This is a genomic window from Agromyces albus, from assembly GCF_004134825.1.
In the GTDB taxonomy this organism is placed as follows: Bacteria; Actinomycetota; Actinomycetes; order Actinomycetales; family Microbacteriaceae; genus Agromyces; species Agromyces albus.
Genome location: NZ_SDPN01000004.1, coordinates 62,826 through 83,869 on the forward strand (window position 1 = coordinate 62,826; position 21,044 = coordinate 83,869).

The following is a 21,044-nucleotide window of genomic DNA, read 5'->3' on the forward strand; positions in this document are numbered from 1 at the left end:
AGGCGATGACGGCGCCGAGTACCGAGCACATCCTCGCCATCGAGGATGCCGCGGCCACTTCTCGCATCCCGATCTGGAAGCGGCTCCTGAAAGACCCGCAGGCCGTCGTCACCGCCGGCATCCTGGTCATCATCTTCCTCCTCGGGATCCTCACGCCGTTCCTCACGCAACATGGGCCGAACGACGCCGACCTCTCGATGGTCAACGCGCCGGTCGGTACCCCCGGCTACCTGCTGGGCGCCGACGAAACCGGTCGTGACATCTGGACGAGGCTGCTGCACTCGATCAACACCGCGGCGATCTCCGCGATCATCGGCGCGGGCGTGGCGCTCGTGGTCGGCGTCATCGCGGGACTCATCGGAGGCTACTTCGGGGCGGTCACGCGAGCGTCGACCGAGTGGATCTTCAATCTCGTCATGACCTTCCCCGGCATCCTCCTGCTCATCATCCTGATGCCGGTCACCGGCGGCGACTACCGGTTCACGATGCTGATCTTCGGGGTGCTGCTTTCGCCCGGCATCTACCGGATCGTGCGGAACCTCGTCGTCGGGGTGAAGAACGAGCTCTTCGTGGATGCCGCGCGCGTGTCGGGGCTCGGCAATCTCCGCATTCTCCGTCGTCACGTGCTCTTCGTGGTCCGCGGCCCCATCATCATCGCTGCGGCCTTCATGGCCGGATCCGCGATCGCCGTGCAATCCGGCCTCGCGTTCCTCGGCGTCGGCTCCCTGGAGATCCCGAGCTTCGGCGCCATGATCGCGTCGGGCTTCCGCAACCTGTACATCGCGCCCACCCAGTTCCTGTGGCCCAGCCTCCTGCTCGGCGTCATCACGGCCTCGCTCGTGCTGCTCGGGAACGCGCTGCGCGACACGCTCGAAGGTTCGAAGCCCACGCCCGTCAAGGTGGGCATCGGCCAGAAGGTGGCGCCAGGCAATGACGTGAAGGCGCGGGATGCTTCGGCGCTGCTGGAGGTCACCGACCTCGGCATCGCCTACCGCGGCCCCAGTGGTCAGCCTCGCGAGGTCGTTCGCGGCGTGTCACTCTCCGTCGCGCGCGGCGAGGTGGTCGGCGTGGTCGGCGAGTCGGGGTCGGGCAAGACGCAGACCGCGTTCGCGACGCTCGGGGTGCTCCCGGCGGAGGCGATCATCACGCGCGGCTCGATCCTCTTCGACGGCAAGGAGCTCGTCGGGCTCACCGACGCGCGCATGCGACCGCTGCGCGGGAAGGAGATCGCCTACATCCCGCAGGAGCCGATGTCGAATCTCGACCCGTCGTACCGGGTGGGTTCGCAGCTCGTCGAGGGCGTGCGCTCGGCGCTGGGCGTGTCCAAGAAGGAGGCGAAGGAGCGCGTGCTCGCCCTCCTCGAGCGCTGCGGCATCAATGACCCGCATCGCACGTTCGACTCCTATCCGCATCAGATCTCCGGCGGCATGGCGCAGCGCGTGCTCATCGCCGGTGCCGTCGCGAGTCGGCCGCGGCTGCTCATCGCGGATGAGCCGACGACGGCGCTCGACGTGACCGTGCAGGCCGAGATCCTCGATCTCCTCCGCGACCTGCAGTCCGAACTCGACATGGCGATGCTCCTGGTCACCCACAACTTCGGGGTGGTCGCCGACATCTGCGACCGCATCGTCGTCATGCAGAACGGTGCCGTGGTCGAGGAAGGCCCGGCGATCGAGATCTTCCAGAATCCACAGGATGAATACACGAGGATGCTGCTCGGCGCGATCCTCGACGAGAGCGCAGTGCGAGCCGACCCGCCGGCGGCCGCACTGGCGGAAGGAGTTCTGCAATGAGCCTGCTCGAAGTCGCCGACCTGCGCGTCAGCTTTCCCGGCCGCGGCTGGAGGGCCAAACGCGTGGAGGTGCTGCACGGCGTCTCCCTCGACGTCAGTCACGGTGAGACGCTGGGGCTCGTGGGGGAGTCCGGATCGGGCAAGACGACGATCGGTCGCGCCGTGCTCGGACTCGTCAAGCCTTCGGGCGGCGAGATCACGTTCGGCGGTGAGACGATCACGCACCTGAGCGCCCGCGACCGCCGACGCCTCGCCAAGGACATCCAGGTGGTCTTCCAGGATCCGTACACGTCGCTGAACCCATCACTCACGGTCGGCGACATCCTCGCCGAGCCGCTCGTGGTGCAGGGGGCGACGGCGAAAGACGCTCGCGCCCGGGTTCGGACGCTGCTCGATCAGGTGGGACTGCCCGCGGATGCCGCAGAGCGCCTTCCCCGCGAGTTCTCCGGCGGACAGCGCCAGCGCGTGGCCATCGCGCGCGCGCTCGCTCCGGAGCCGAAGCTGATCGTCTGCGATGAGCCGGTGAGCGCCCTCGACCTCTCGACGCAGGAGCGCGTGCTCGACCTGTTCATCGACATCCAGCGATCAACGGGGGTCGCGTATCTGTTCGTCTCGCACGATCTGTCGGTCGTACGCCACATCAGCCATCGCGTCGCGGTGCTGTACCGGGGTGACCTCGTCGAGACGGGACAGGCCGCGCAGGTCACTTCGGCGCCCGAGCATTCCTACAGTCAGCGACTGCTCCTCGCGGCGCCCGTCGCGGATCCCATCCTCCAGCGCGAGCGGCGGGAGGAACGCCGCAGGCTCGCGGCTGCGTGATCCTCGCCGACCTCGGCGGCGTATCCGACGAAGTGCTCCCGCCGTCATCGACGACGGGGGCGCTTCGCAGGCCGTGACCCCGTGCGGCTCACGCTCGTGGAGCCGTTCGTGATCGAGGTGTCAGCCGACGTCGCCCTCTCAGGGCACTCGTTCCGCCACGCCGTGCGATTCGTTCGAATCCGTCCCGAGTTGCATTGACTAAACGGGCGTGGAAGTCGTGTCGGCTCTTCGGGCCGCGATTCCGTGAAGGAAGAGATCGATCCATCGGTCAAGGGTGTCGGTGGGTTGGCCGGCGGGGATGTTGCTGACGAGGAGATAGAAGTCCTCGATTGACAGGTCGGAGCGGACGGCGCGGTCTACGCGGGCTTGATCGATGATCGACTGCAGGGCGGCGCGGCCTCGTTGCAGGTCTGATGCATCGCCCTCGTCGGCGTCGAGAGCGGCTGCGGCGGCTTTCGCGGCTTGGTTGGTCGCGGTTGCGATGACGATGTCCCGTAGGAGCGCGGTGAGCTCGGTGTATGCGGGACTGCCATCGCGCACGGCCGCCGCTGCGGTCTCGCTACGATCCGCCATCTGCGCGAGGAACTCGCTCACAACCGACGCGACGAGATGCACCTTCGTGGGGAAGTGACTGTAAAGGGTGCCGACAGCAACGCCCGCAGCAGCAGCGATCTCATCCATGCCGACGTCGGGACCGTGGAGGGTGATCTGCGCTCGGGCAGCCTCCAGGATCTTCCCGCGATTGCGCCGTGCGTCAGCGCGCAACGGCTTTCCTGGTGGCTGAGTCACGGAGTTAATCCTGTCATGGCTGATCGGCCCGCTTGCAATTACTTGAACAATGGTTCAAGATATAAGTCGAACTACTGTTCAATATAACCGAAGGATCAGACCATGACCACTACCACCACCAAGAAGGTCGCACTCGTCACCGGGGCTTCCTCGGGAATGGGCCACGCATTCGCCATCCAGCTGCACGAAGCCGGGTTCCTGGTCTACGGCGTCGCCCGACGCACCGACCGCATGAACGACCTCCGCGCTCGCGGTATCAAGACCATCGCCATGGACATCACCGACGACGAATCGACCAGCGACGGTGTCCGCCAGATCCTTACCGAAACTGGTCGGATCGACGTTCTCGTCAACAACGCCGGCTACGGGTCCTACGGCGCCGTAGAGGACGTTCCTCTAGAGGAAGCGCGCCGCCAGTTCGAGGTGAATGTGTTCGGCGCCGCTCGTCTAGTCCAGCTCGTGCTCCCGTCGATGCGATCCCACAAAAGCGGCACCATCATCAACATCACCTCCATGGGCGGAAAGATCTACACCCCGTTCGGCGCCTGGTACCACGCCACCAAGTTCGCGTTCGAATCCTTCAGCGACGTCCTCCGCCTGGAAACGAAACCTTTCGGCATCAACGTCGTCATCATCGAACCCGGCGCGATCCGCACCGAATTCAACGGCATCGCCGCCGACAACCTCATCGAAACGTCCGGCAAAGGCCCGTACGCAGACAAGGCCGCGAAGGTGGCGAAGGCAGCCCGGGCTGAGAACACCGCCACGACGTCGCCCCCGGAGGTCGTGGCCAGAACCCTCGTCAAAGCCGCCACCGCACGCCGCCCCAAGACGCGCTATGCCGTCGGGTTCGGCGCCAAGCCCCTCATCTTCACCCGCAGCATCCTCCCCGACCGGGCATATGACGCAATGATCCTTCGCGCCGCCGGAGCCAGCTGACCACGCACCGCCCATCACGGGATCTGGATCGATGAACACTCCGCCGGCAACCGAGACGAGGGTCTTCCCCAGTCGCACACCGTGCCGGGTGCACTCAGGCCTCGGGCGACCCCGCTGTCGGAGCGCCGGTCGACTCGCGCAGCACGAACTCGGTCGGAAGTGGCGGCTCGGCATCGGCGTCGAGGTCGTCGCGGACCTCTGCGAGGAGCCGGCGCATCGCTGCCTCCCCGATCGCGGCCAGCGGGCTCCGGATCGTCGTGAGCGCCGGAGTCGTGAGATCTGAGCCGAAGATGTCGTCGAATCCGATGATGCTGAGCCGCTCGGGCACGCCGATGCCCTCCGCCCGGCACGCGCGCATAAGGCCCAGCCCCATGAGGTCGTTGTAGGTGATGACGGCCGTGACGCCCGAAGCGACGACCCGGCGAAGCGCGCTCGCTCCGCCATCGACCGTCGGTGCCGCGGCAGTGATCTCCACGATCGACAGGCCACGACCGACGGCGTTCTCGAAGAGCGCATCCCAACGGGCTCGGTTCATCCAGGATGCCTCGGGGCCGGCGAGGTACCCGATGGACCGGTGGCCGAGCTGCTTCAGGTGGTCGAGTGCCTCGATGATGCCGGGCGTGACGTCGGGGACGACCGCGGGGATCTCGCCCACGCGTCGGTTCGCGAGCACGAGCGGCTTCGTCGCGGAGAGCTCGAAGATCTGCTCGTCGCTCAATCTCGAGGCGACGAGGAGCACGCCGTCGACCGCGGGCTGAAGACGTTCGGCGGTCGAGAGCTCGATCTCGGCCGACTCCTGTGACTCGGCGAAGACCAGCGTGTGGTCGGTGGCCGAGGCGACGCGCTCTGCTCCGCGCACGAGGTCGAAGTACACCGGATTGGTGATGTCGGAGACGAGGAGCGCGAGGGTGCCCGTGCGCCCGGTGGGCAGCGCCCTGGCCATCGGGTTGATGCGGTATCCGAGGCTCTCGGCGGCGTCGCGAATGCGCCGCTCGGTGCGCACATTGATCCTGCCGGGCTTGTTGAGCGCTCTCGACACGGTGGAGGCGCTCACCCCGGTCAAGCGGGCGATGTCGTAGATCGTGGCAGGTGGTTTCCGGTTGCCATTCCCACGCTCGGTCGACGCTGTCTGCTCGTCCACTCGTCTCCTCGGGGTAGATGCTCTCGCCTGACCATCGTGGCACATGGGCGGGCAGACCACCATGGCAACCGATTGACAAATTCGCCGCCGACCGCTGGAATGGACACCATGTCATCCCAGCACCACCGTGACCCGGATCGGCTTCTTCCGGCCGACCCGCGCACCCGCGACGTTGCTCGCGCACTCTACGAACGCGTCGCCGCGGCCCCGATCATCTCGCCGCACGGGCATGTGCCGGTCGACTGGCTGGCGAACGACACCCCGTTCGCCGACCCGGCATCGCTCCTGGTCAGCCACGACCACTACGTCACCCGGCTGCTGCACGCCGCGGGAGTCGACCTCGCCTCGCTCGGTGTGGGAGGAGAGGCAGCCGATCCTCGACGAGTCTGGATGGCGCTCGCCGAACACTGGCACCTGTTCGCGGGCACCGCGTCGGGCTACTGGCTCGAGGAAGAGCTCTCGCAGGTCCTGCAGCTCGACGAGCCGATGCATCCCGCGAGCGCCGACCGGATCTACGACGAGATCGCGGCGAAGCTCACCACGCCGGCCTTCCGTCCGCGCGCCCTCTTCCGCAGTTTCGGCATCGAGGTCCTCGCGACGACGGATGACCCGCTCGACGACCTGCACGACCACGAACTCCTGCGACAGAGCGATCTGCGAGGACGGGTGATTCCGACCTTCCGCCCCGACCGCTACCTGGATCCCGACGCAGCCGGCTTCGCAGGGCACCTCGAGCGCCTGCTCGCCGCGACCGGCCAGCCGGGTACGTTCGAGGGGTATCTCGCGGCACTGGAATCGCGGCGGGAGCATTTCATCCGCCACGGCGCGGTCTCGGCCGACCACGGCGTCGAGGAGGCGTACACCCTCGACCTCGGCTCCGCGGAAGCCCAGCGGCTGTTCCAGGTGATCGCCGCCGGTGAGGGCGACGCGGATGACCGCCGCGCCTTCCGCGGCCACATGCTCCTGCAGATGGCACGCATGAGCGTCGACGACGGCCTCGTCATGACCATCCACGCCGGTGTGCTCCGGAACCACAACACCGCCACCTACGAACGGTTCGGCCCCGACTCCGGGCACGACCTGCCGGTGCCGACGGACTTCGTGCGTGGCCTGCGCCCGCTGCTCGAACGATTCGGGCTCGAGCGCGACTTCCACCTGGTGCTGTTCAGCGTGGACGAGACGACCCACTCGCGCGAGATCGCCCCGCTGGCGGGCTTCTACCCGAGCGTGTTCATCGGTGCGCCCTGGTGGTTCCTCGACGCGCCCGACGCGATCTCCCGGTTCCGCTCGGCGGTGACGGAGACCGCCGGCTTCTTCCGCGGGTCGGGATTCATCGACGATACGCGCGCCTTCCTCTCGATCCCGGCACGCCACGACACTGCGCGCCGCGCCGATGCGGCGTTCCTCGCCCGGCTCGTCGTCGAGGGGCGGGTGAGCGCGGCATCCGCCGAGCAGATCATCGACGTCCTCGTCGGGCCGCTCCCGAAGCGGGTGTTCAAGCTGTGAGCGAGAGAACTCAACCGCCGCTGCTGGCCCGAGCGTCCGTGGCCGAGGCCCTTCCGGCAACAGCTCCGCCGGTGCGCATCGTCCACCTCGGGCTGGGCGCGTTCTCCCGTTCCCACCAGGCGTGGTACACGGCGCACGCCGACGACGCGAGCGAGTGGGGCATCGCCGCATACGCGGGACGCAGCCGCGACCTCGCCGACCGCCTCACGGCGCAGGACGGCCTCTACACGCTCATCGAACGGGGGCCGGAATACGACCGATTCGAGGTGATCGGCAGCGTCGTCCGGGCGCACGCGGGCGACGACCTTGAGTCGCTCCTGCGCGATCTCGCCGCTCCCGATACGGCCGTGGTGACCCTGACGATCACCGAGACGGGCTACGTCTCGACACCCGACGGGAGTCCGGATCTCGACCACTTCGGCATGGCGCGGGATCTCGAGGTGCTGCGAGCGCTCGGATCCGATGCCGCAGTCGAGCCGACTGCGCGGCCGGTGACGGCGCTCGGCCGACTCGTGCTCGGTCTCGAACTGCGGCGCCGAGCCGGTGGCCCGGCGTTGGCGTTGGTCTCGTGCGACAACCTGCCCGACAACGGCGGCCGCTTGCGACGGGGGATCGAGGGCCTTGCCGCCGCGGCATTCCCAGCGCTACCGGATTGGCTCGCCGACCACGTGTCGTTCGTCTCGACCTCGGTCGACCGCATCACGCCGCGCGTTGAAGCCCGGGACGTCGCCGAGGTCGCTGCGGCGACCGGTCGACTCGACGAGGCGCCGGTCATCGCCGAACCGTTCTCGGATTGGGTGCTGTCGGGGGAGTTCCCCTCCGGTCGCCCCGCCTGGGAGACGGCGGGTGCCACCTTCGTCGCCGATCTCGAACCGTACGAGTTCCGCAAGCTGTGGATGCTCAACGGCGCGCACTCTCTCCTCGCCTGCGCGGGGCTCCTGCGCGGGCACGTCTCGGTCGCCGAGGCGATCGCGGATCCGGAGTGCCGGTCGGCGGTCGAGCGGCTCTGGGACGAGGACGCCCGAAATCTCCCGGCCGGCCTCGGCCTCGACCACTATCGCGATGCGTTGCTCGAGCGATTCTCGAATGCCCGCATCGAGCATCGTCTCGAGCAGATCGCGATCGACTCGCTCGCGAAGCTCCGCGTGCGAGTCGCACCGGTCGCCGAACGAGAGCTCGGCGCCGGCCGCACCGCCGAGGGGTGCGCCACGGTCATCGCCGCGTGGATGGCGGCGATCGAATCGGGCTTCTGCCGAGCGGATGCCGCGGAGCGCGAGATCGCGGATGCGCTGGCCTCGCCGAACCCGCGCGAGGGGCTGCTCGGCCTCCTCAGCGCGAAGCTCGCCGCAGATCCCGTGTTCGCGGCGAAGGTCGAGTGCGAGTTCGCACGGATCGCAGCGCCCGCCGAGGTCACCGCGAAGTGACGCTCGCAGTCGCCGGCGCGGTCGGCGGGCCCAGTCAGCCCTCGTCGACGTCCGGCACGAGCGAGCGCAGGTACGCCGCGACGGTCGCGTCGACGTCGATCGCAGCGCGATCGTAGAGCCATTGCGTCTGCAGTCCCTCCATCACCGCGATGGTCATCGACGCGAGCACGGGGGAGTCCTGGTCGGAGGCGAGCTGGCCTCGCTCACGCAGTTCGTCGAAGAGTCGGGTCAGGAACCGACGCACGTCGCGGTAGCGCTCCGTGAAGTACTCGTGCGCCGGATGCCCCGGGGCGGTCGCTTCCGCGGTGAGCACTGCGTTCAGCTCGACGAGTCCCGCCTGTCGCTCTTGGTCGAGCAGGATCGTGACCATGCCGCGGAGTACCGACAGGGGGTCGCCATTCGGACCGGCCGCGGCATGATCGGCGAGGTACTCCCCGCTCCGGTCGTCCTGCAGGGCGAGCACAGCCGTGAGCAGCTCGTCCTTGCTCGGGAAGTGATGCAGGAGGCCGGTGTGACTGATGCCCGCCCTTCGTGCGATCTCGGCCATGGATGCCCCGTGGAATCCGGATTCCCCGAACGTGCTGATGCAGGCCTCGAGGATCGTGCGCCGCACCTCGGCCGTCTTGGCGTACTGCCGTGCCATCCGACCTCCAGAAAATAGTGAGCTCTTTCGAGAATTATGCTACCTTGAGGTTTGGCAACCGATTGTCACTTCTGCAACGTAGCGAACAGGATCAGCGATGACGACCTTCCCCGACGGCTTCCTCTGGGGCGCATCCACGGCGCCGCATCAGATCGAAGGCAACAACGTCAACTCCGACTTCTGGGCGAACGAAGGCCGCGTGCCGGGTATGGAGCGCAGCGGTGACGCCTGCGACAGTTACCACCGCTATCGGGAAGACATGAAGCTCCTCGCGGATGCGGGGCTCACCGCCTATCGCTTCGGCATCGAGTGGGCGCGCATCGAACCCATCCCCGGTGAGATCTCCCGCGCCGAGCTCGCGCACTACCGTCGCATGATCGACAGCGCGCACGAGTTCGGGTTGACGCCCGTCGTGACCCTGCACCACTTCACGAATCCGCGCTGGTTCGCTGAGGAAGGCGGCTGGCTCGGCGACCGTGCGATCGACCGCTTCCGGTCGTACGTCGACGCGGCCACCGGCATCCTCGACGGCGTCGAGTGGGTCGTCACCATGAACGAGCCGAACATGCTCGCCATGATGACCGGCATGGCGAAGGCGATGCAGGCCCCGGGTGCTTCGAGCGAATGGCAGAGCCCGACCATCGACGAGGAGCGTGGCGACGGCGGCAGCGCGCGGCCACCGCTCCCGGCGCCCGAGCCCGAGATCGGCGCCCGTTTCGTCGAGGCGCACCACGCAGTGCGTGATCTCGTGCGGCAGCGCATCGGCGCGAAGGTCGGCTGGTCGGTCGCGAACCGTGCGTTCGTGGCCCGGCCCGGCGGCGAGGAGAAGAAGCGAGAGCTCGAGTACATCTGGGAGGACCTCTACCTCGAGGCATCCCGCGGTGATGACTTCGTCGGCGTGCAGTCGTACTCGAGCCAGTGGGTGGGCGAGCAGGGCATCGAGCCGTACCCGCCGCATCCCGACAACACGCTGGTCGGCACGGCATACCGGCCCGACGCGATCGGGATCGCCGTGCGCCACACGGCCGAGGTCACCGGCGGTGTGCCGATCGTGATCACCGAGAACGGCATCGCGACCGGCGACGACTCGCGCCGCATCGCCTACACCGAGGGTGCGCTTCGCGCACTCGGCGCCGCGATGGCCGACGGCATCGACATCCGCGGTTACCTGCACTGGACCCTGCTCGACAACTACGAATGGGGTCACTGGGCGCCGACCTTCGGCCTCGTCGCCGTCGATCGCGAGACCTTCGTGCGCACGCCGAAGCCGAGCCTGGGCTGGCTCGGCGAGGTCGCGCAGCGCGGCGGCCTGGTCGACGCGGCCGCCTGAGCGAGGCGGCTGACATGGACGACATGGTGGGCGCGGCGTCGGCTCCGCTGCGCTGGGCGATCATCGGCACCGGACGCATCTCGCGCAGCATGGTGGCCGACCTCCGCGAGCTCGGCGCCGAAGTCACCTGTGTGCACAGCCGGGATCCCGAACGGGCGACCGCGTTCGCGGCCGAGTTCGGGATTCCCCGCTCCAGCGGCGACCTCGACGACGTGTTCGGCGACCCCGACGTCGACGTGGTCTACATCGCGACGCCCTTCGCCACTCACGTGGAGCTCGCCCGCCGCGCCCTGGAGGCGGGCAAGCACGTGCTCGTCGAGAAGCCGATCGCGATGCGCGCCGACGAGGTGCGCGAGCTGTTCGCGCTCGCCCGGCGGCAGCGCCGCTTCCTCATGGAGGCGATGTGGATGAAGTTCAATCCCGCGTTTCTCCTTCTCCGCGACGAGATCGCATCAGGTCGAATCGGCGACGTGCGCGCCGTTCGTGCCGGGTTCGGGGTCCCGTTGCCCGAGGACGGCGGGAGTAAGTGGGATCCCGCGCGGAGTGGCGGAGCGCTGTTCGACAAGGGGATCTACCCGGTGACCCTCGCGCACACCCTGCTCGGGCGGCCCGACGTCGTGACGGCCGTAGGACGGATCCGCGCGGACGGACTCGACCTCGCCGAGCACTTCCTGCTCGGATACGGCGACGGCCGGCACGCCTACGGGTCGAGCTCGATCATCGAGTTCGCCGACCTGTCGGGCGCCATCAGCGGAACGCGCGGGTGGATCGTGCTGCCTCCGCTCTTCTGGACGACCACGACGCTCGAGATCCATGCCGGCGGGTGGGAGCAGCTCGTGGCCTCACCGGAGGTGGTGGAACTCCCGCGAGAGGGCAACGGGTACGTGCCCATGCTTCGTGCCGTCGCGGGCGCGATCGAGGATGGTCGCCTCGAGCACCCCGAGCATGACGAGTACGCGACCGTCGAGGTCTTCGAGACGCTCGAGCGGATCCTGCATGAGGTGCGTCGGTTCGCGGATGCCGCCCAGCCGGCTGGCCGCACGTCGTGAGCACGCTCCCCGAGGTCCCCGAACTCAAGACGACGGTCGAACGGCCACGGCGCTCTCACGACGAGGTGCCCTGGTGGCGCATCCTCCTCCTCGTCGCCGCAACGTTCGGCAGCGGGATGGCCATGATCGTGCCGATGGTGTACTCGCTCGCCGTGCGGCTCGACGAGCTGGCCCCCGGTCGTGCCGACGTGCTCGGCTACATCCTCGGCATCGGGTCGGCGGCGACGCTCGTGCTGGCGCCGCTCACCGGGGTGCTGAGCGATCGCACCCGGTCACGGTGGGGTCGGCGCCGGCCGTACACCGTGCTCGGTCTCGTGCTCGGTCTCGCCGCGGCGCCGATCATGGCGATCGCGCCGAACCTCCCGGTCCTCATCCTCGGATGGGTGATCTCGACCGTCGGGTGGGGAACCGCTGCCGGGTCGATCGGCAACTGGCAGGCCGATCGGCTCCCGGCGAGCCAGCGCGGGAAGGTCTCGGGGATGACGGGGCTCACGATGCAGGTCGCTCCGGTCGTCGGCATCCTGCTCGTCGGCGCCGTGCCCGGGCAGACGCTGCTCATCTTCCTGATCCCCGCGATCGTCGCCGTGGTGCTCGTCGCGCTGTTCGTCGTGTTCGCATCCGAAGCCGATAGCCGGCAGGCGCGGCATCCGGATCGCCTCACCGTCGGCGGGTTGTTCAAGAGCTACCTCTTCGCCCCTCGCGACGTGCCGGACTTCGCATGGAACTGGCTCGGCCGGTTCGTCTTCTTCCTCGGCCTGACCCTCACGACGAGCTTCACCGTGTTCTTCTACGCGCAGCGGCTGGAGGTGCCTGTCGCCGACGTCGCCGGCGTGCTGGCGCTCACGTCCGCGCTCAGCATCGGCACGGCGACCGTCGGTTCGCTGGGCGGAGGTTGGCTCAGCGACCGGATGCGGCGCCGCAAACCGCTCGTCTTCGGCGGCGCCGCGCTGTTCGCCGTCGGCACCGTCGTGGGCGCGTTCGCGCACGACCTCGTCATGCTCGTGACCGCCGCCCTCGTGACCTCGGTCGGGGTCGCACTCTTCTCGGCCGTCGGCCAGGCGCTCGTGCTCGACGTCCTGCCGCATCGCGAGACGCAAGCCGGCCGCTACATGGCGATCACGATGTTCGCGCAGAAGATCCCGGGCGTGCTCGCGCCCATCGCGGCGCCACTCGTGCTGGCGATCGGCGGGGGCGCCCAGAACTTCACCGCCCTCTACCTCGTCGCCGCAGCCCTGGCGTTGGCCGGCGGCACGCTGATCGCGCTCCGCGTCCGCGGCGTGCGCTGAGTCCGGGCTCGGTCACATCGGGCGTCGTTCCGAGAAGCGTCCCGGCTGCGCCATCCGCTCGGTGCCGTCGGGGAAGACGACCCTGGCAGTCGAGCCCGGTGGCACGTCGACCGTGATCTCGAGCTCGGCGTCGTCGAGCCGCCAGCTCGCGGCGATCGTCCCCTGCGGGCTCTCGAACGTGCCGCTCGCCCACGTGAGCGAAGCTCCGAGCACCGGGGCGACGACGAACGACTCCCACGCGATCGAGTCGGGCTCCTGCCGAAGCCCCAGCGTGTGGGTGTGCAGGAACCGGATGACCGCGCCCTTGCTGTAGTGGTTCAGGGACTCGTGTGCCGTGCCATCCGCATCGACGCCGTCCCAGTCCTCCCAGATCGTCGTCGCGCCGCGGTCGAGCATGCCGAGCCACGAGGGGGACGTGCGCTGGAGGAGCACGTCGTAGGCGACATCCGCATACCCGTGGTCGGCGAGCACGGGCAGCAGGTCGGCGGTGGAGAGGAAGCCGGTGCCGAGATGCATCCCGGCGGCTCGGATCAGTTCGACGAGGCGGGCGGCGGATGCGGGGCGGAGGTCGTCGGGGATCAGGCCGAAGCTGAGCGCACGCACGTAGCCGGCTTGCGTGTCGCTGGTGGTGCGGCCGTGGTCGTCGAGGTACTCGGTGCGCCACGCCTCCCGCACATGCGCGGCCAGTTCCAGGTACCGCGTCGCATCGTCCGGACGGCCGAGAACGCGCGCGATCTCAGCGAGCGTCGATGTCGACCGGTACAGGTAGGCGGTCGCTACCTCGCCCTTGTCGGCCATGAACCACGCCATCGGGTTCGACTGCACGGGGTCGATGAGCGAACCGTCATCAGCGCGCTGCTTCGGCTCCAACCACTCGCCCCAGTGGAACGATCCGTCCCAGAGGTACTGCTCGTGCGGTGCGGGCTCGGCTGACTGTTCGACCCGTGACGGATGCCTCGCCGAGCGCGCGATCCCGGCGGCCCACTCGACCCAGCGCACCATGGCGTCCCAGTTCTCTGCGAGGGCCCGGGTGTCGCCGTACGTCTCGTAGAGCAACCACGGCACGGCGACGATCGCATCGCCCCAGCCCGCGGATCCAGTCATCATGGCTGTCTGCGAGGCGAGGTCGACCTTGCTCCTGCGCCCATCGGGCGAGAAGTTCGCGATGCGCCCATCGGGGAGCTGATCGTCGCGCACCGACTGCAGCCACTTGCGACTGAAGCCCGAGATGTCGTAGAGGCGGGCGGCGGTCGGCGCGAACACCTGGTAGTCGCCGGTCCAGCCGAGGCGCTCCCTGGTGGGACAGTCGGTCGGCACATCCACGGCGTTGCCGAGGAAGCTCCACCTCGCCACCTCGTGCAAGCGGTTCAGGTCGTCGTTGCTGCTCTCGAATGCGCCGGCCGGCGCGAAGTCGGTGTGAACAACCTGCATCGACAGCGAGGCGGGGTCGAGGGGCACGTCGCCGCGGTCGATGCGGGCGTAGCGGAAGCCGTGCACGGTGTGGCGGGGTTCGAAGACCTGGTCGCCGCCCGATGAGACGACTTCGTCGCGCTGCCTGAACGGCACTCGAGGGCGCTGCGGGTTGAACCCGTCGAGGTGCGTGAGGGTGAGGTCGCCGTGGGGGTCGAGGTGCTCGCCGTAGTCGATGACGGTGCGAGTGCCGGCGGGGCCCAGGTCGGCGAGACGCAGCCAGCCCGATGCGTTCTGGCCGAAGTCGGCGATCCATGCGCCGCCGGGGCTGCGGGTGAGTGACACGGCAGGAAGTTCGGCGACCCGGCGCACGGGGGGAGCGGGCGACCAGCCGACGGGGGGCGCTTCCACCGCATCCACGAGCACCGGTCGCTCCGAGTCGTACGCCGCGGTCAGATCGGTCGTCTGCCCGTCCATGAGGTCGGCTCGCGTGATCGGACCGACGGAAGAGGTCCAGGTGACGTCGGTCCTCACGACCTGGTTCGTGCCGTCGGCGTAGTCGAGGTGCAGCTCGAGGCGGGCGCCGAGCACGGAGCCCCAACCGGCCGGCTCGCGGAAGGCGCCGACCTGGCCGCGATACCAGCCGTCAGACAGCACCATGTCGACGGTGTTCTCGCCTTGGCGGATCGCCGAGCGGACATCGGATGCCTGTGCGTACACGGTGCGGTCGTACGACGTCGCGCCGGGCGAGAGCTCCGCCGTTCCGGCGCGCACCTCGTTGACGAACGCCTCGTAGACACCGAGCGCGGTCGCGTATACCCGCGCACGTGTCACCGTCCCCTCCGCAGTGAACGTGCCACGTAGTCGGTACGCCGGACGGGTCGCGGGCACCAGGCCCTCCTGCTCGACTGGCGAGATCCACCGAGCAGACCAATCGTCATCGAACAGGCCCGCCTCGAAGGCATGCCATGGGCTCCAGCCGGCAACCGGCTCAGCTCGACCGATCACACGCCATTGGACTCGCTCGGTGCTCCGCAACGGCCGCCACGGCCACTCGATCAGCCGGTGCCCCTGCACCTCCACTGTCGCCTGGCGCGAATCGTCGATCCGAGCCTCGAGCTCGAACTCATCGCCGCTCGACCAGCCGGCCGGGAGCCGCCAGGAGAGGCGCGGCGTGGAGGCGCTCACCGGGAATCCATCGCCACCGCTGTCGATGCTCAGGTCATATGGTGCGGGTGCTGTCATGGCCGCTTCGCCTCCGGTGAATCCATCGGGCAGTTGCCCGGCCACTAGTATGGCAACCGCTTGCCAAAAAGTCCAAAGTCTGTTCTACTGAGTTCCGACCTCAGTCCACTCGATCCCGCAGCGCCGCGCAGGAGGCCCGCCAACATGCTGAAGCCCCGTTCCACCCCCACCAGGGACCTCATCAACCTCGACGGGCTCTGGCTGTTCGCCACCGACTCCTCCGTCGGTGGCTCCCCATGGACGGCGATGCTCGAGACGCAGCTGGAGGCGGCGGTGCCCGCGAGCTACAACGACCTCTTCACCGACCCGGCGATCCGCAACCACGTGGGGTGGGTCTTCTACCAGCGCCGGGTGAGGATCCCCCGCGGTTGGAGCGGCGAGCGGGTCCTCCTCCGCTTCGACGCCGCCACACATGCCGCTCGGGTCTACGTCGACGATGTGCTCGTCGGCAGCCATGTCGGCGGCTACACCCCCTTCGAGATCGACATCACGGATGCCGCGCCCGCCGGCTCGGAGGTTCGACTCACGGTGGCTGTCGACAACCAGCTCACGAACGTGACGATCCCTCCCGGCACCGTCACCGAGACTCACGACGGCCGCCGCCAGCAGCAGTACCTGCACGACTTCTACAACTACGCCGGTCTAGCGCGCTCGGTCTGGCTGCACAGCACGCCGACGACCCGGATCGAGGACATCACCGTCATCACCGACGTGTCCGGGGGCGACGGAATCGTCCGCTACGACGTCGAGACGTCGGCGTCGGCCGACGTTCGCGTCCGCGTGCTCGATGCGCACGGCGCCGTGGTTGCCGAAGGCGCCGGGGCGACGGGCGAGCTCTCCATTCCCGGGGTCACGCTGTGGCAACCCGGCGCCGCGTATCTCTACGACCTCGAGGTCGAGCTCGTCGACGGTGACACCGTCTTCGACAGTTACGCCCAGGCTTTCGGGGTGCGCACCGTGGAGGTGCGTGGCACCGAGCTCCTCATCAACGGCGAGCCGTTCTACTTCACGGGCTTCGGCAAGCATGAAGACACGGCGGTCCGCGGCAAGGGCCACGATGACGCCTACCTCGTCCACGACTTCCAGCTGCTCGAGTGGATCGGCGCGAACTCGTTCCGCACCTCGCACTACCCCTACGCGGAGGAAGTGCTCGAGTTCGCCGATCGACACGGCATCGTCGTGGTCGACGAGACGGCCGCGGTCGGGCTGAACCTCGGCGTGCAGGGCGGCCTCACGGGCGTCGGCCCCAAACCGACGTTCTCGCCAGAGACGTTCAACGACGAAACCAGGTCGGCGCACGAGCAGCACATCCGCGAGCTCATCGCGCGTGACAAGAACCACCCCAGCGTCGTGATGTGGAGCATCGCCAACGAGCCGGCGTCGAACGAGGACGGTGCGCGGGAGTACTTCGCCCCCCTCGTCGAGCTTGCCCGCGAGCTCGACCCGACGCGCCCCCTTACCTACGCCGCGGTGATGTTCGCCACACCCCAGAACGACCAGATCGCCGACCTGTTCGACATTCTGAGCATCAACCGCTACTGGGGCTGGTACGTCTTCACGGGCGATCTCGAGACGGCGGAGCACTACCTCGAACAGGATCTCCGCGGGTGGGCCCAGCGATTCGGCAAGCCGATCATGATGTCCGAGTACGGCGCCGACACCATGCCGGGGCAGCATTCGGTGTGGGACATGCCGTGGAGCGAGGAGTACCAGCGCGACTATCTCGCGATGAACCACCGGGTGTTCGACCGCATCCCCGAGTTCATCGGCGAGCACGTCTGGAACTTCGCCGACTTCCAGACGTCGGCCGGCATCCACCGGGTGGACGGCAACCGGAAGGGCGTGTTCACGCGCGACCGGAAGCCGAAGACCGCGGCCTTCTCCCTGCGCGAGCGGTGGAGCTCGCTCGACGGCCGCAAGCCCGGCGCGCCCGCGGCATCCGACCACTGACCTTCAGTTCGATCACGAGACGCGAAAGACCAACCATGATCATCGACAAGGCCGAAGTCATCGTCACGAGCCCCGACCGGAACTTCGTGACTCTGAAGCTCACGACCGACGATGGCCTCACCGGCCTCGGCGATGCCACGCTCAACGGCCGGGAGCTCGCCGTGGTGAGCTACCTCAGCGAGCATGTGGTGCCACTGCTCCTCGGCCGCGATGCGAGCCGGATTGAAGACGCCTGGCAGTTCCTCTACCGCAGCGCGTACTGGCGCCGCGGCCCAGTGACCATGGCGGCGATCGCCGCAGTCGACATGGCGCTGTGGGACATCAAGGGCAAGGCCGCCGGGATGCCCGTGTACCAGCTCCTCGGCGGAGCCTCGCGGAGCGGCCTGCTCGCCTACGGGCACGCCTCCGGCAAGGACACCGACGAACTCTTCGACTCGGTGCGGGAGCATCAGGAGCACGGATACCGGGCCATCCGTGTCCAGACCGGGGTGCCCGGCCTGAAGTCGATCTACGGCATCGCCTCGAACGCCACCTACGAGGCGAACGCCGGCGTGCGCTACGACCACGAACCCGCCCAGCGCGGCGGCCTTCCGAACGAGGAGGATTGGGACACCCGCAGCTACCTGCGGCACATTCCGACCGTCTTCGAGGCGGTGCGGAACGAGTTCGGGCCCGAGCTGCCGCTGCTCCACGACGGGCATCACCGGATGACGCCGATCCAGGCGGCGCAGCTCGGCAAGTCGCTCGAGCCCTACGACCTGTTCTGGCTCGAGGACTGCACCCCGGCCGAGAACCAGGAGGCCCTGCGCCTGGTGCGCCAGCACACCACGACACCGCTCGCGATTGGCGAGATCTTCAACACCGTCTGGGACTACCAGCAGATCGTCCGCGAGCAGCTGATCGACTACGTACGCAGCGCAGTGACGCACACGGGCGGCATCACCCACCTGAAGAAGGTGCTCGACTATGCGTCGCAGTACCAGATCAAGTCGGGCATGCACGGCCCCACCGACATCTCGCCCGTCGGCATGGCGGCGGCGATGCACCTCGGCCTCGCGATCCACAACTTCGGCATCCAGGAGTACATGAAGCACGGCGAGAAGACCGACGCGGTCTTCCAGCAGTCGTACACCTGGGCCGACGGCTTCCTCCACCCGGGGGAGCAGCCCGGCCTCGGCGTCGAGCTCGACGTCGACGAGGCCGGCAAGTACCCGTACATCCGGGCCTACCTGCCCTACAACCGTCTCGCAGACGGCACCGTCCACGACTGGTGACCGGCACCCCCACCACACGAATCACAACAAGGATCCCCTTCCATGAGCGCCAATGACGAGCTCATCCGCCAGGATGCCGAGCGAATCACGATCGCCGCTGCCACCTCGAGGCCGGTGACCGCCGTGCCCGCCGCCAGCCCGATGACCACGAACCGGCCCAAGGCGGTGCGCTGACCGTGACCGAATTTCCCGAGTCCCGGCACGCCGTGGTCGTGATGGGCGTGTCGGGCTCGGGCAAGACGACCATCGGTCGGTTGCTCGCCGAAGGCCTCGGCGCGGCGTTCGTCGATGCCGACGACCTGCATCCAGACACCAATCGCGCGAAGATGAGCGCCGGCGTGCCGCTCACCGATGACGACCGATGGCCATGGCTGGAATCGGTGGGCCGGGTCATCCGTGACGAGACGCTTGCCGGAGGCTCGATCGTGGCGTGTTCCGCGCTCAAGCGGGCCTACCGAGACCGCATCGCAGCGGCTGCCGACGACGACGTGAGCTTCATCCACCTGACCGGATCGACGGCGACGATCTCCGCCCGCATGCAGGAGCGGCCCGGCCACTTCATGCCTCCCGCGCTGCTCACGTCGCAGCTCGAGACGCTCGAGCCGCTCGAACCGCAGGAACGGGGCGCCACCTTCGCGAACGTCGGCGATCCTCGCGAGGTCGTGTCGCGAATCCGCGACCTGCTATGACGGCACTCGACGCAGGGCCGAGCCGCCGCCGGGAAGGTAGGCGCGCCGAGCCGTTTCGGCTGAGACCGCAGGCCAGTCAGCGTCGCCGACGATGCGCCGAACACGGTCGACCCAGTCTTCGAAGGCTCCCCCGATGCCGAAGGTGGCGCTGACGGGCCAGTCGCTGCCGACCATGGCACGCTCGGGCCCGAAGACGGCGAGCGCATGCTCGATCCAGCCGTCGGCGTGACGCGCGAAGGCAGCCGGGTCGGTGGACTCCGCCGTCATTCCGGAGAGCTTGACGAAGGTGTCGGGGCGCTCGGCGAGCGACTCGATGTTGCGCGCCCAGGCACCCCCGGCCGTGCTGCCGATTCCTTCGTCGACGGGCGGCTTGCCCAGGTGGTCGAGGATCACGGTGAGGTTCGGGGCCACGGCCAGCAGCTCGATCAGCGCTGGCAACTGCGCGTGCCGGATGCACGCGTCGAAGCGCGCGCCGTGAGCCTCGACCACTCGCAGCCCCTCGGCGACCGAGGGGAAGTCTTCAACTGGAATGTCCTGCAGCAGATGCCGGACGCCGACCACGCGAGGGAGTGCCGCAAGTGCATTCAGGTGGTCGGAGACCGCGGATGCCTCGAGCGTCAGGTCTGCGCCGGCGACGATCGCGATGAGCTCGGGCCACTCGCTCTCGTCGACCCATCGCGCCTCGTCGAGCGGGTCGGAACCGCCGGCCTCCACGAAGATCATGCCGGTCGTCGTTCCACCGGCGCGGTCGACCTCTTGGGGCAGCACCGGGCGGTCGAGCTCGGTCCCCGCGAGCCAGGCGTAGGGGAGTCGTCGCGGATCCCAGACGTGCACGTGGCAGTCGATGAGCGTCATCGTGTTCCCTCCATCATCGCTGACCGGGTCGTATGACTCGGGTTCGAAGAGGTTCGCGAGTTGGGCCCGCGTGGCGGCTCCCTGCCAGCCCATCTTCGCCCACCTACAATGGTCACATGAATGGCGTTCGCTCGTCCCCGTCGCCGCGTTCGGCAGGCCACCTTCCGCGGGCGCAGACCGATGTTGTCGTCGATGAGATCAAACGAATGATCATCGAAGGGGCATGGGCTCCGGGTGCCCGATTGCCGATCGAAAAGGAGCTCGCCCTCCAGCTCGGGGTGTCCCGCGGGCCTTTGCGAGAGGGTGTCCGTGCACTGTGCATGATGGGCGTGCTGGAAACGCGGCAGGGTGACGGTACGTATGTGACGTCGCTCGACGCGAGCCTGTTGTTGTCGCCGGTGAGTTTCATGGTTGATCTGCAAGCCGCTCACAGCAGTGTTCATCTGCAGGCTGTTCGTCGAGTGTTGGAGATGGAAGCGGCGGGGTTGGCTGCGTGTGCCATCGACGAGAAGGCCCTTCTCGAGGCCGACGAGACGCTCGACCATTTCGAGTCCCTTCTCAGCGCCTCGGAGATCGACCACGATGCGGTAATGGAGGCCGACATCCGATTCCATCGGATCGTCGCTCACGCCTCCGGCAATCCGGCTCTCGAGGCCCTCATCGAGGCACTGGCGAGCAAAACCGTGCGCACGCGGATGTGGCGAGCCATTGCCGAAGACGGTGCTACGCGCGCCACCCATGCGGAGCACCGCGCTGTTCTTCGTGCCCTCGCGGCACATGATCCGGAAGCCGCACGCTTGTGGATGGGCGCTCATCTGCTGGCTGTGGAAGAGTTCATCCACGAGCGTGAGGTTCGGGGACTTACCGAGGAAGATGCCGCCCTGCCGTCCTAGCGCGTTACAG

At 68.2% G+C, this 21,044-nt stretch carries 18 protein-coding genes; 13 read left to right on the top strand and 5 right to left on the bottom strand.

Features of this window, described 5'->3' with window-relative positions; translation table 11 throughout:
* Positions 1–5 precede the first annotated feature (5 nt).
* Positions 6–1,793 carry a dipeptide/oligopeptide/nickel ABC transporter permease/ATP-binding protein gene (locus tag ESP51_RS03505; protein WP_129519507.1) on the top strand — a complete coding sequence of 596 codons (1,788 nt, stop codon included), beginning with the start codon at positions 6–8 and terminating at the stop codon, positions 1,791–1,793.
* The gene (locus ESP51_RS03510) at positions 1,790–2,611 is read left to right on the top strand and encodes an ATP-binding cassette domain-containing protein (RefSeq protein WP_129519508.1); all 822 of its coding nucleotides are present in this window, start codon (positions 1,790–1,792) and stop codon (positions 2,609–2,611) included. Before ESP51_RS03505 ends, ESP51_RS03510 begins: the two co-directional genes overlap by 4 nt.
* A gap of 198 nt (positions 2,612–2,809) precedes the next feature.
* On the opposite strand, the gene ESP51_RS03515 is transcribed toward ESP51_RS03510, so the two are convergent.
* Complete coding sequence (locus tag ESP51_RS03515) at positions 2,810–3,376, bottom strand: TetR/AcrR family transcriptional regulator (RefSeq protein ID WP_206737187.1); 567 nt, start codon at positions 3,374–3,376, stop codon at positions 2,810–2,812.
* Positions 3,377–3,502: 126 nt separating this feature from the next.
* Here ESP51_RS03515 and ESP51_RS03520 point away from each other — a divergent pair, with 126 nt between their 5' ends.
* The gene (locus ESP51_RS03520; RefSeq protein WP_129519510.1) at positions 3,503–4,339 is read left to right on the top strand and encodes an oxidoreductase; all 837 of its coding nucleotides are present in this window, start codon (positions 3,503–3,505) and stop codon (positions 4,337–4,339) included.
* A gap of 94 nt (positions 4,340–4,433) precedes the next feature.
* Here the strand turns inward: ESP51_RS03520 and ESP51_RS03525 are convergent, their stop codons facing one another.
* Entirely contained in the window at positions 4,434–5,480 is a 1,047-nt protein-coding gene (locus ESP51_RS03525) for a LacI family DNA-binding transcriptional regulator (RefSeq protein ID WP_164990386.1), read from the bottom strand.
* A 108-nt stretch (positions 5,481–5,588) separates the two neighbouring features.
* Here ESP51_RS03525 and uxaC point away from each other — a divergent pair, with 108 nt between their 5' ends.
* Positions 5,589–6,986 carry a glucuronate isomerase gene (gene uxaC / locus ESP51_RS03530; RefSeq protein ID WP_129519512.1) on the top strand — a complete coding sequence of 466 codons (1,398 nt, stop codon included), beginning with the start codon at positions 5,589–5,591 and terminating at the stop codon, positions 6,984–6,986.
* A gap of 71 nt (positions 6,987–7,057) precedes the next feature.
* The gene (locus ESP51_RS03535) at positions 7,058–8,410 is read left to right on the top strand and encodes a mannitol dehydrogenase family protein (protein ID WP_241842953.1); all 1,353 of its coding nucleotides are present in this window, start codon (positions 7,058–7,060) and stop codon (positions 8,408–8,410) included.
* Positions 8,411–8,444: 34 nt separating this feature from the next.
* Here ESP51_RS03535 and ESP51_RS03540 read toward each other — a convergent pair whose 3' ends face one another.
* Complete coding sequence (locus tag ESP51_RS03540) at positions 8,445–9,053, bottom strand: TetR/AcrR family transcriptional regulator (protein ID WP_129519514.1); 609 nt, start codon at positions 9,051–9,053, stop codon at positions 8,445–8,447.
* A gap of 97 nt (positions 9,054–9,150) precedes the next feature.
* On the opposite strand from ESP51_RS03540, the gene ESP51_RS03545 reads away from it, so the two are divergent.
* The 3 genes from ESP51_RS03545 to ESP51_RS03555 are packed head-to-tail and all read left to right on the top strand — an operon-like array spanning position 9,151 to position 12,718.
* Positions 9,151–10,383, top strand: coding sequence for a glycoside hydrolase family 1 protein (locus ESP51_RS03545; RefSeq protein WP_129519515.1), 1,233 nt, complete (start codon positions 9,151–9,153; stop codon positions 10,381–10,383).
* 14 nt (positions 10,384–10,397) lie between these two features.
* Complete coding sequence (locus tag ESP51_RS03550; RefSeq protein ID WP_129519516.1) at positions 10,398–11,432, top strand: Gfo/Idh/MocA family protein; 1,035 nt, start codon at positions 10,398–10,400, stop codon at positions 11,430–11,432.
* Entirely contained in the window at positions 11,429–12,718 is a 1,290-nt protein-coding gene (locus tag ESP51_RS03555; protein ID WP_241842954.1) for an MFS transporter, read from the top strand. Before ESP51_RS03550 ends, ESP51_RS03555 begins: the two co-directional genes overlap by 4 nt.
* A 12-nt stretch (positions 12,719–12,730) precedes the next feature.
* Here ESP51_RS03555 and ESP51_RS03560 read toward each other — a convergent pair whose 3' ends face one another.
* A complete protein-coding gene (locus ESP51_RS03560) occupies positions 12,731–15,373 on the bottom strand; it encodes a family 78 glycoside hydrolase catalytic domain (protein ID WP_129519517.1) in 2,643 nt (880 codons plus the stop codon).
* A 144-nt stretch (positions 15,374–15,517) separates the two neighbouring features.
* On the opposite strand from ESP51_RS03560, the gene uidA reads away from it, so the two are divergent.
* The 4 genes from uidA to ESP51_RS03575 are packed head-to-tail and all read left to right on the top strand — an operon-like array spanning position 15,518 to position 19,286.
* Positions 15,518–17,323 (top strand): beta-glucuronidase, encoded by a 1,806-nt coding sequence (gene uidA, locus ESP51_RS03565; protein WP_129519518.1) that lies wholly within the window; start codon positions 15,518–15,520, stop codon positions 17,321–17,323.
* Positions 17,324–17,358: 35 nt separating this feature from the next.
* Positions 17,359–18,597 carry a D-mannonate dehydratase ManD gene (gene manD, locus ESP51_RS03570; protein ID WP_129519519.1) on the top strand — a complete coding sequence of 413 codons (1,239 nt, stop codon included), beginning with the start codon at positions 17,359–17,361 and terminating at the stop codon, positions 18,595–18,597.
* A 42-nt stretch (positions 18,598–18,639) separates the two neighbouring features.
* The gene (locus ESP51_RS21155) at positions 18,640–18,771 is read left to right on the top strand and encodes a hypothetical protein (RefSeq protein ID WP_277871059.1); all 132 of its coding nucleotides are present in this window, start codon (positions 18,640–18,642) and stop codon (positions 18,769–18,771) included.
* Positions 18,772–18,773: 2 nt separating this feature from the next.
* Complete coding sequence (locus tag ESP51_RS03575) at positions 18,774–19,286, top strand: gluconokinase (protein ID WP_241842956.1); 513 nt, start codon at positions 18,774–18,776, stop codon at positions 19,284–19,286.
* Here the strand turns inward: ESP51_RS03575 and ESP51_RS03580 are convergent.
* The gene (locus ESP51_RS03580; protein ID WP_129519520.1) at positions 19,281–20,234 is read right to left on the bottom strand and encodes an amidohydrolase family protein; all 954 of its coding nucleotides are present in this window, start codon (positions 20,232–20,234) and stop codon (positions 19,281–19,283) included. The genes ESP51_RS03575 and ESP51_RS03580 overlap by 6 nt on opposite strands.
* 23 nt (positions 20,235–20,257) lie before the next feature.
* Between ESP51_RS03580 and ESP51_RS03585 the strand changes: the two genes are divergently transcribed.
* Positions 20,258–21,034 (top strand): FadR/GntR family transcriptional regulator, encoded by a 777-nt coding sequence (locus ESP51_RS03585; protein WP_129519521.1) that lies wholly within the window; start codon positions 20,258–20,260, stop codon positions 21,032–21,034.
* The last annotated feature ends 10 nt before the right edge of the window (positions 21,035–21,044 follow it).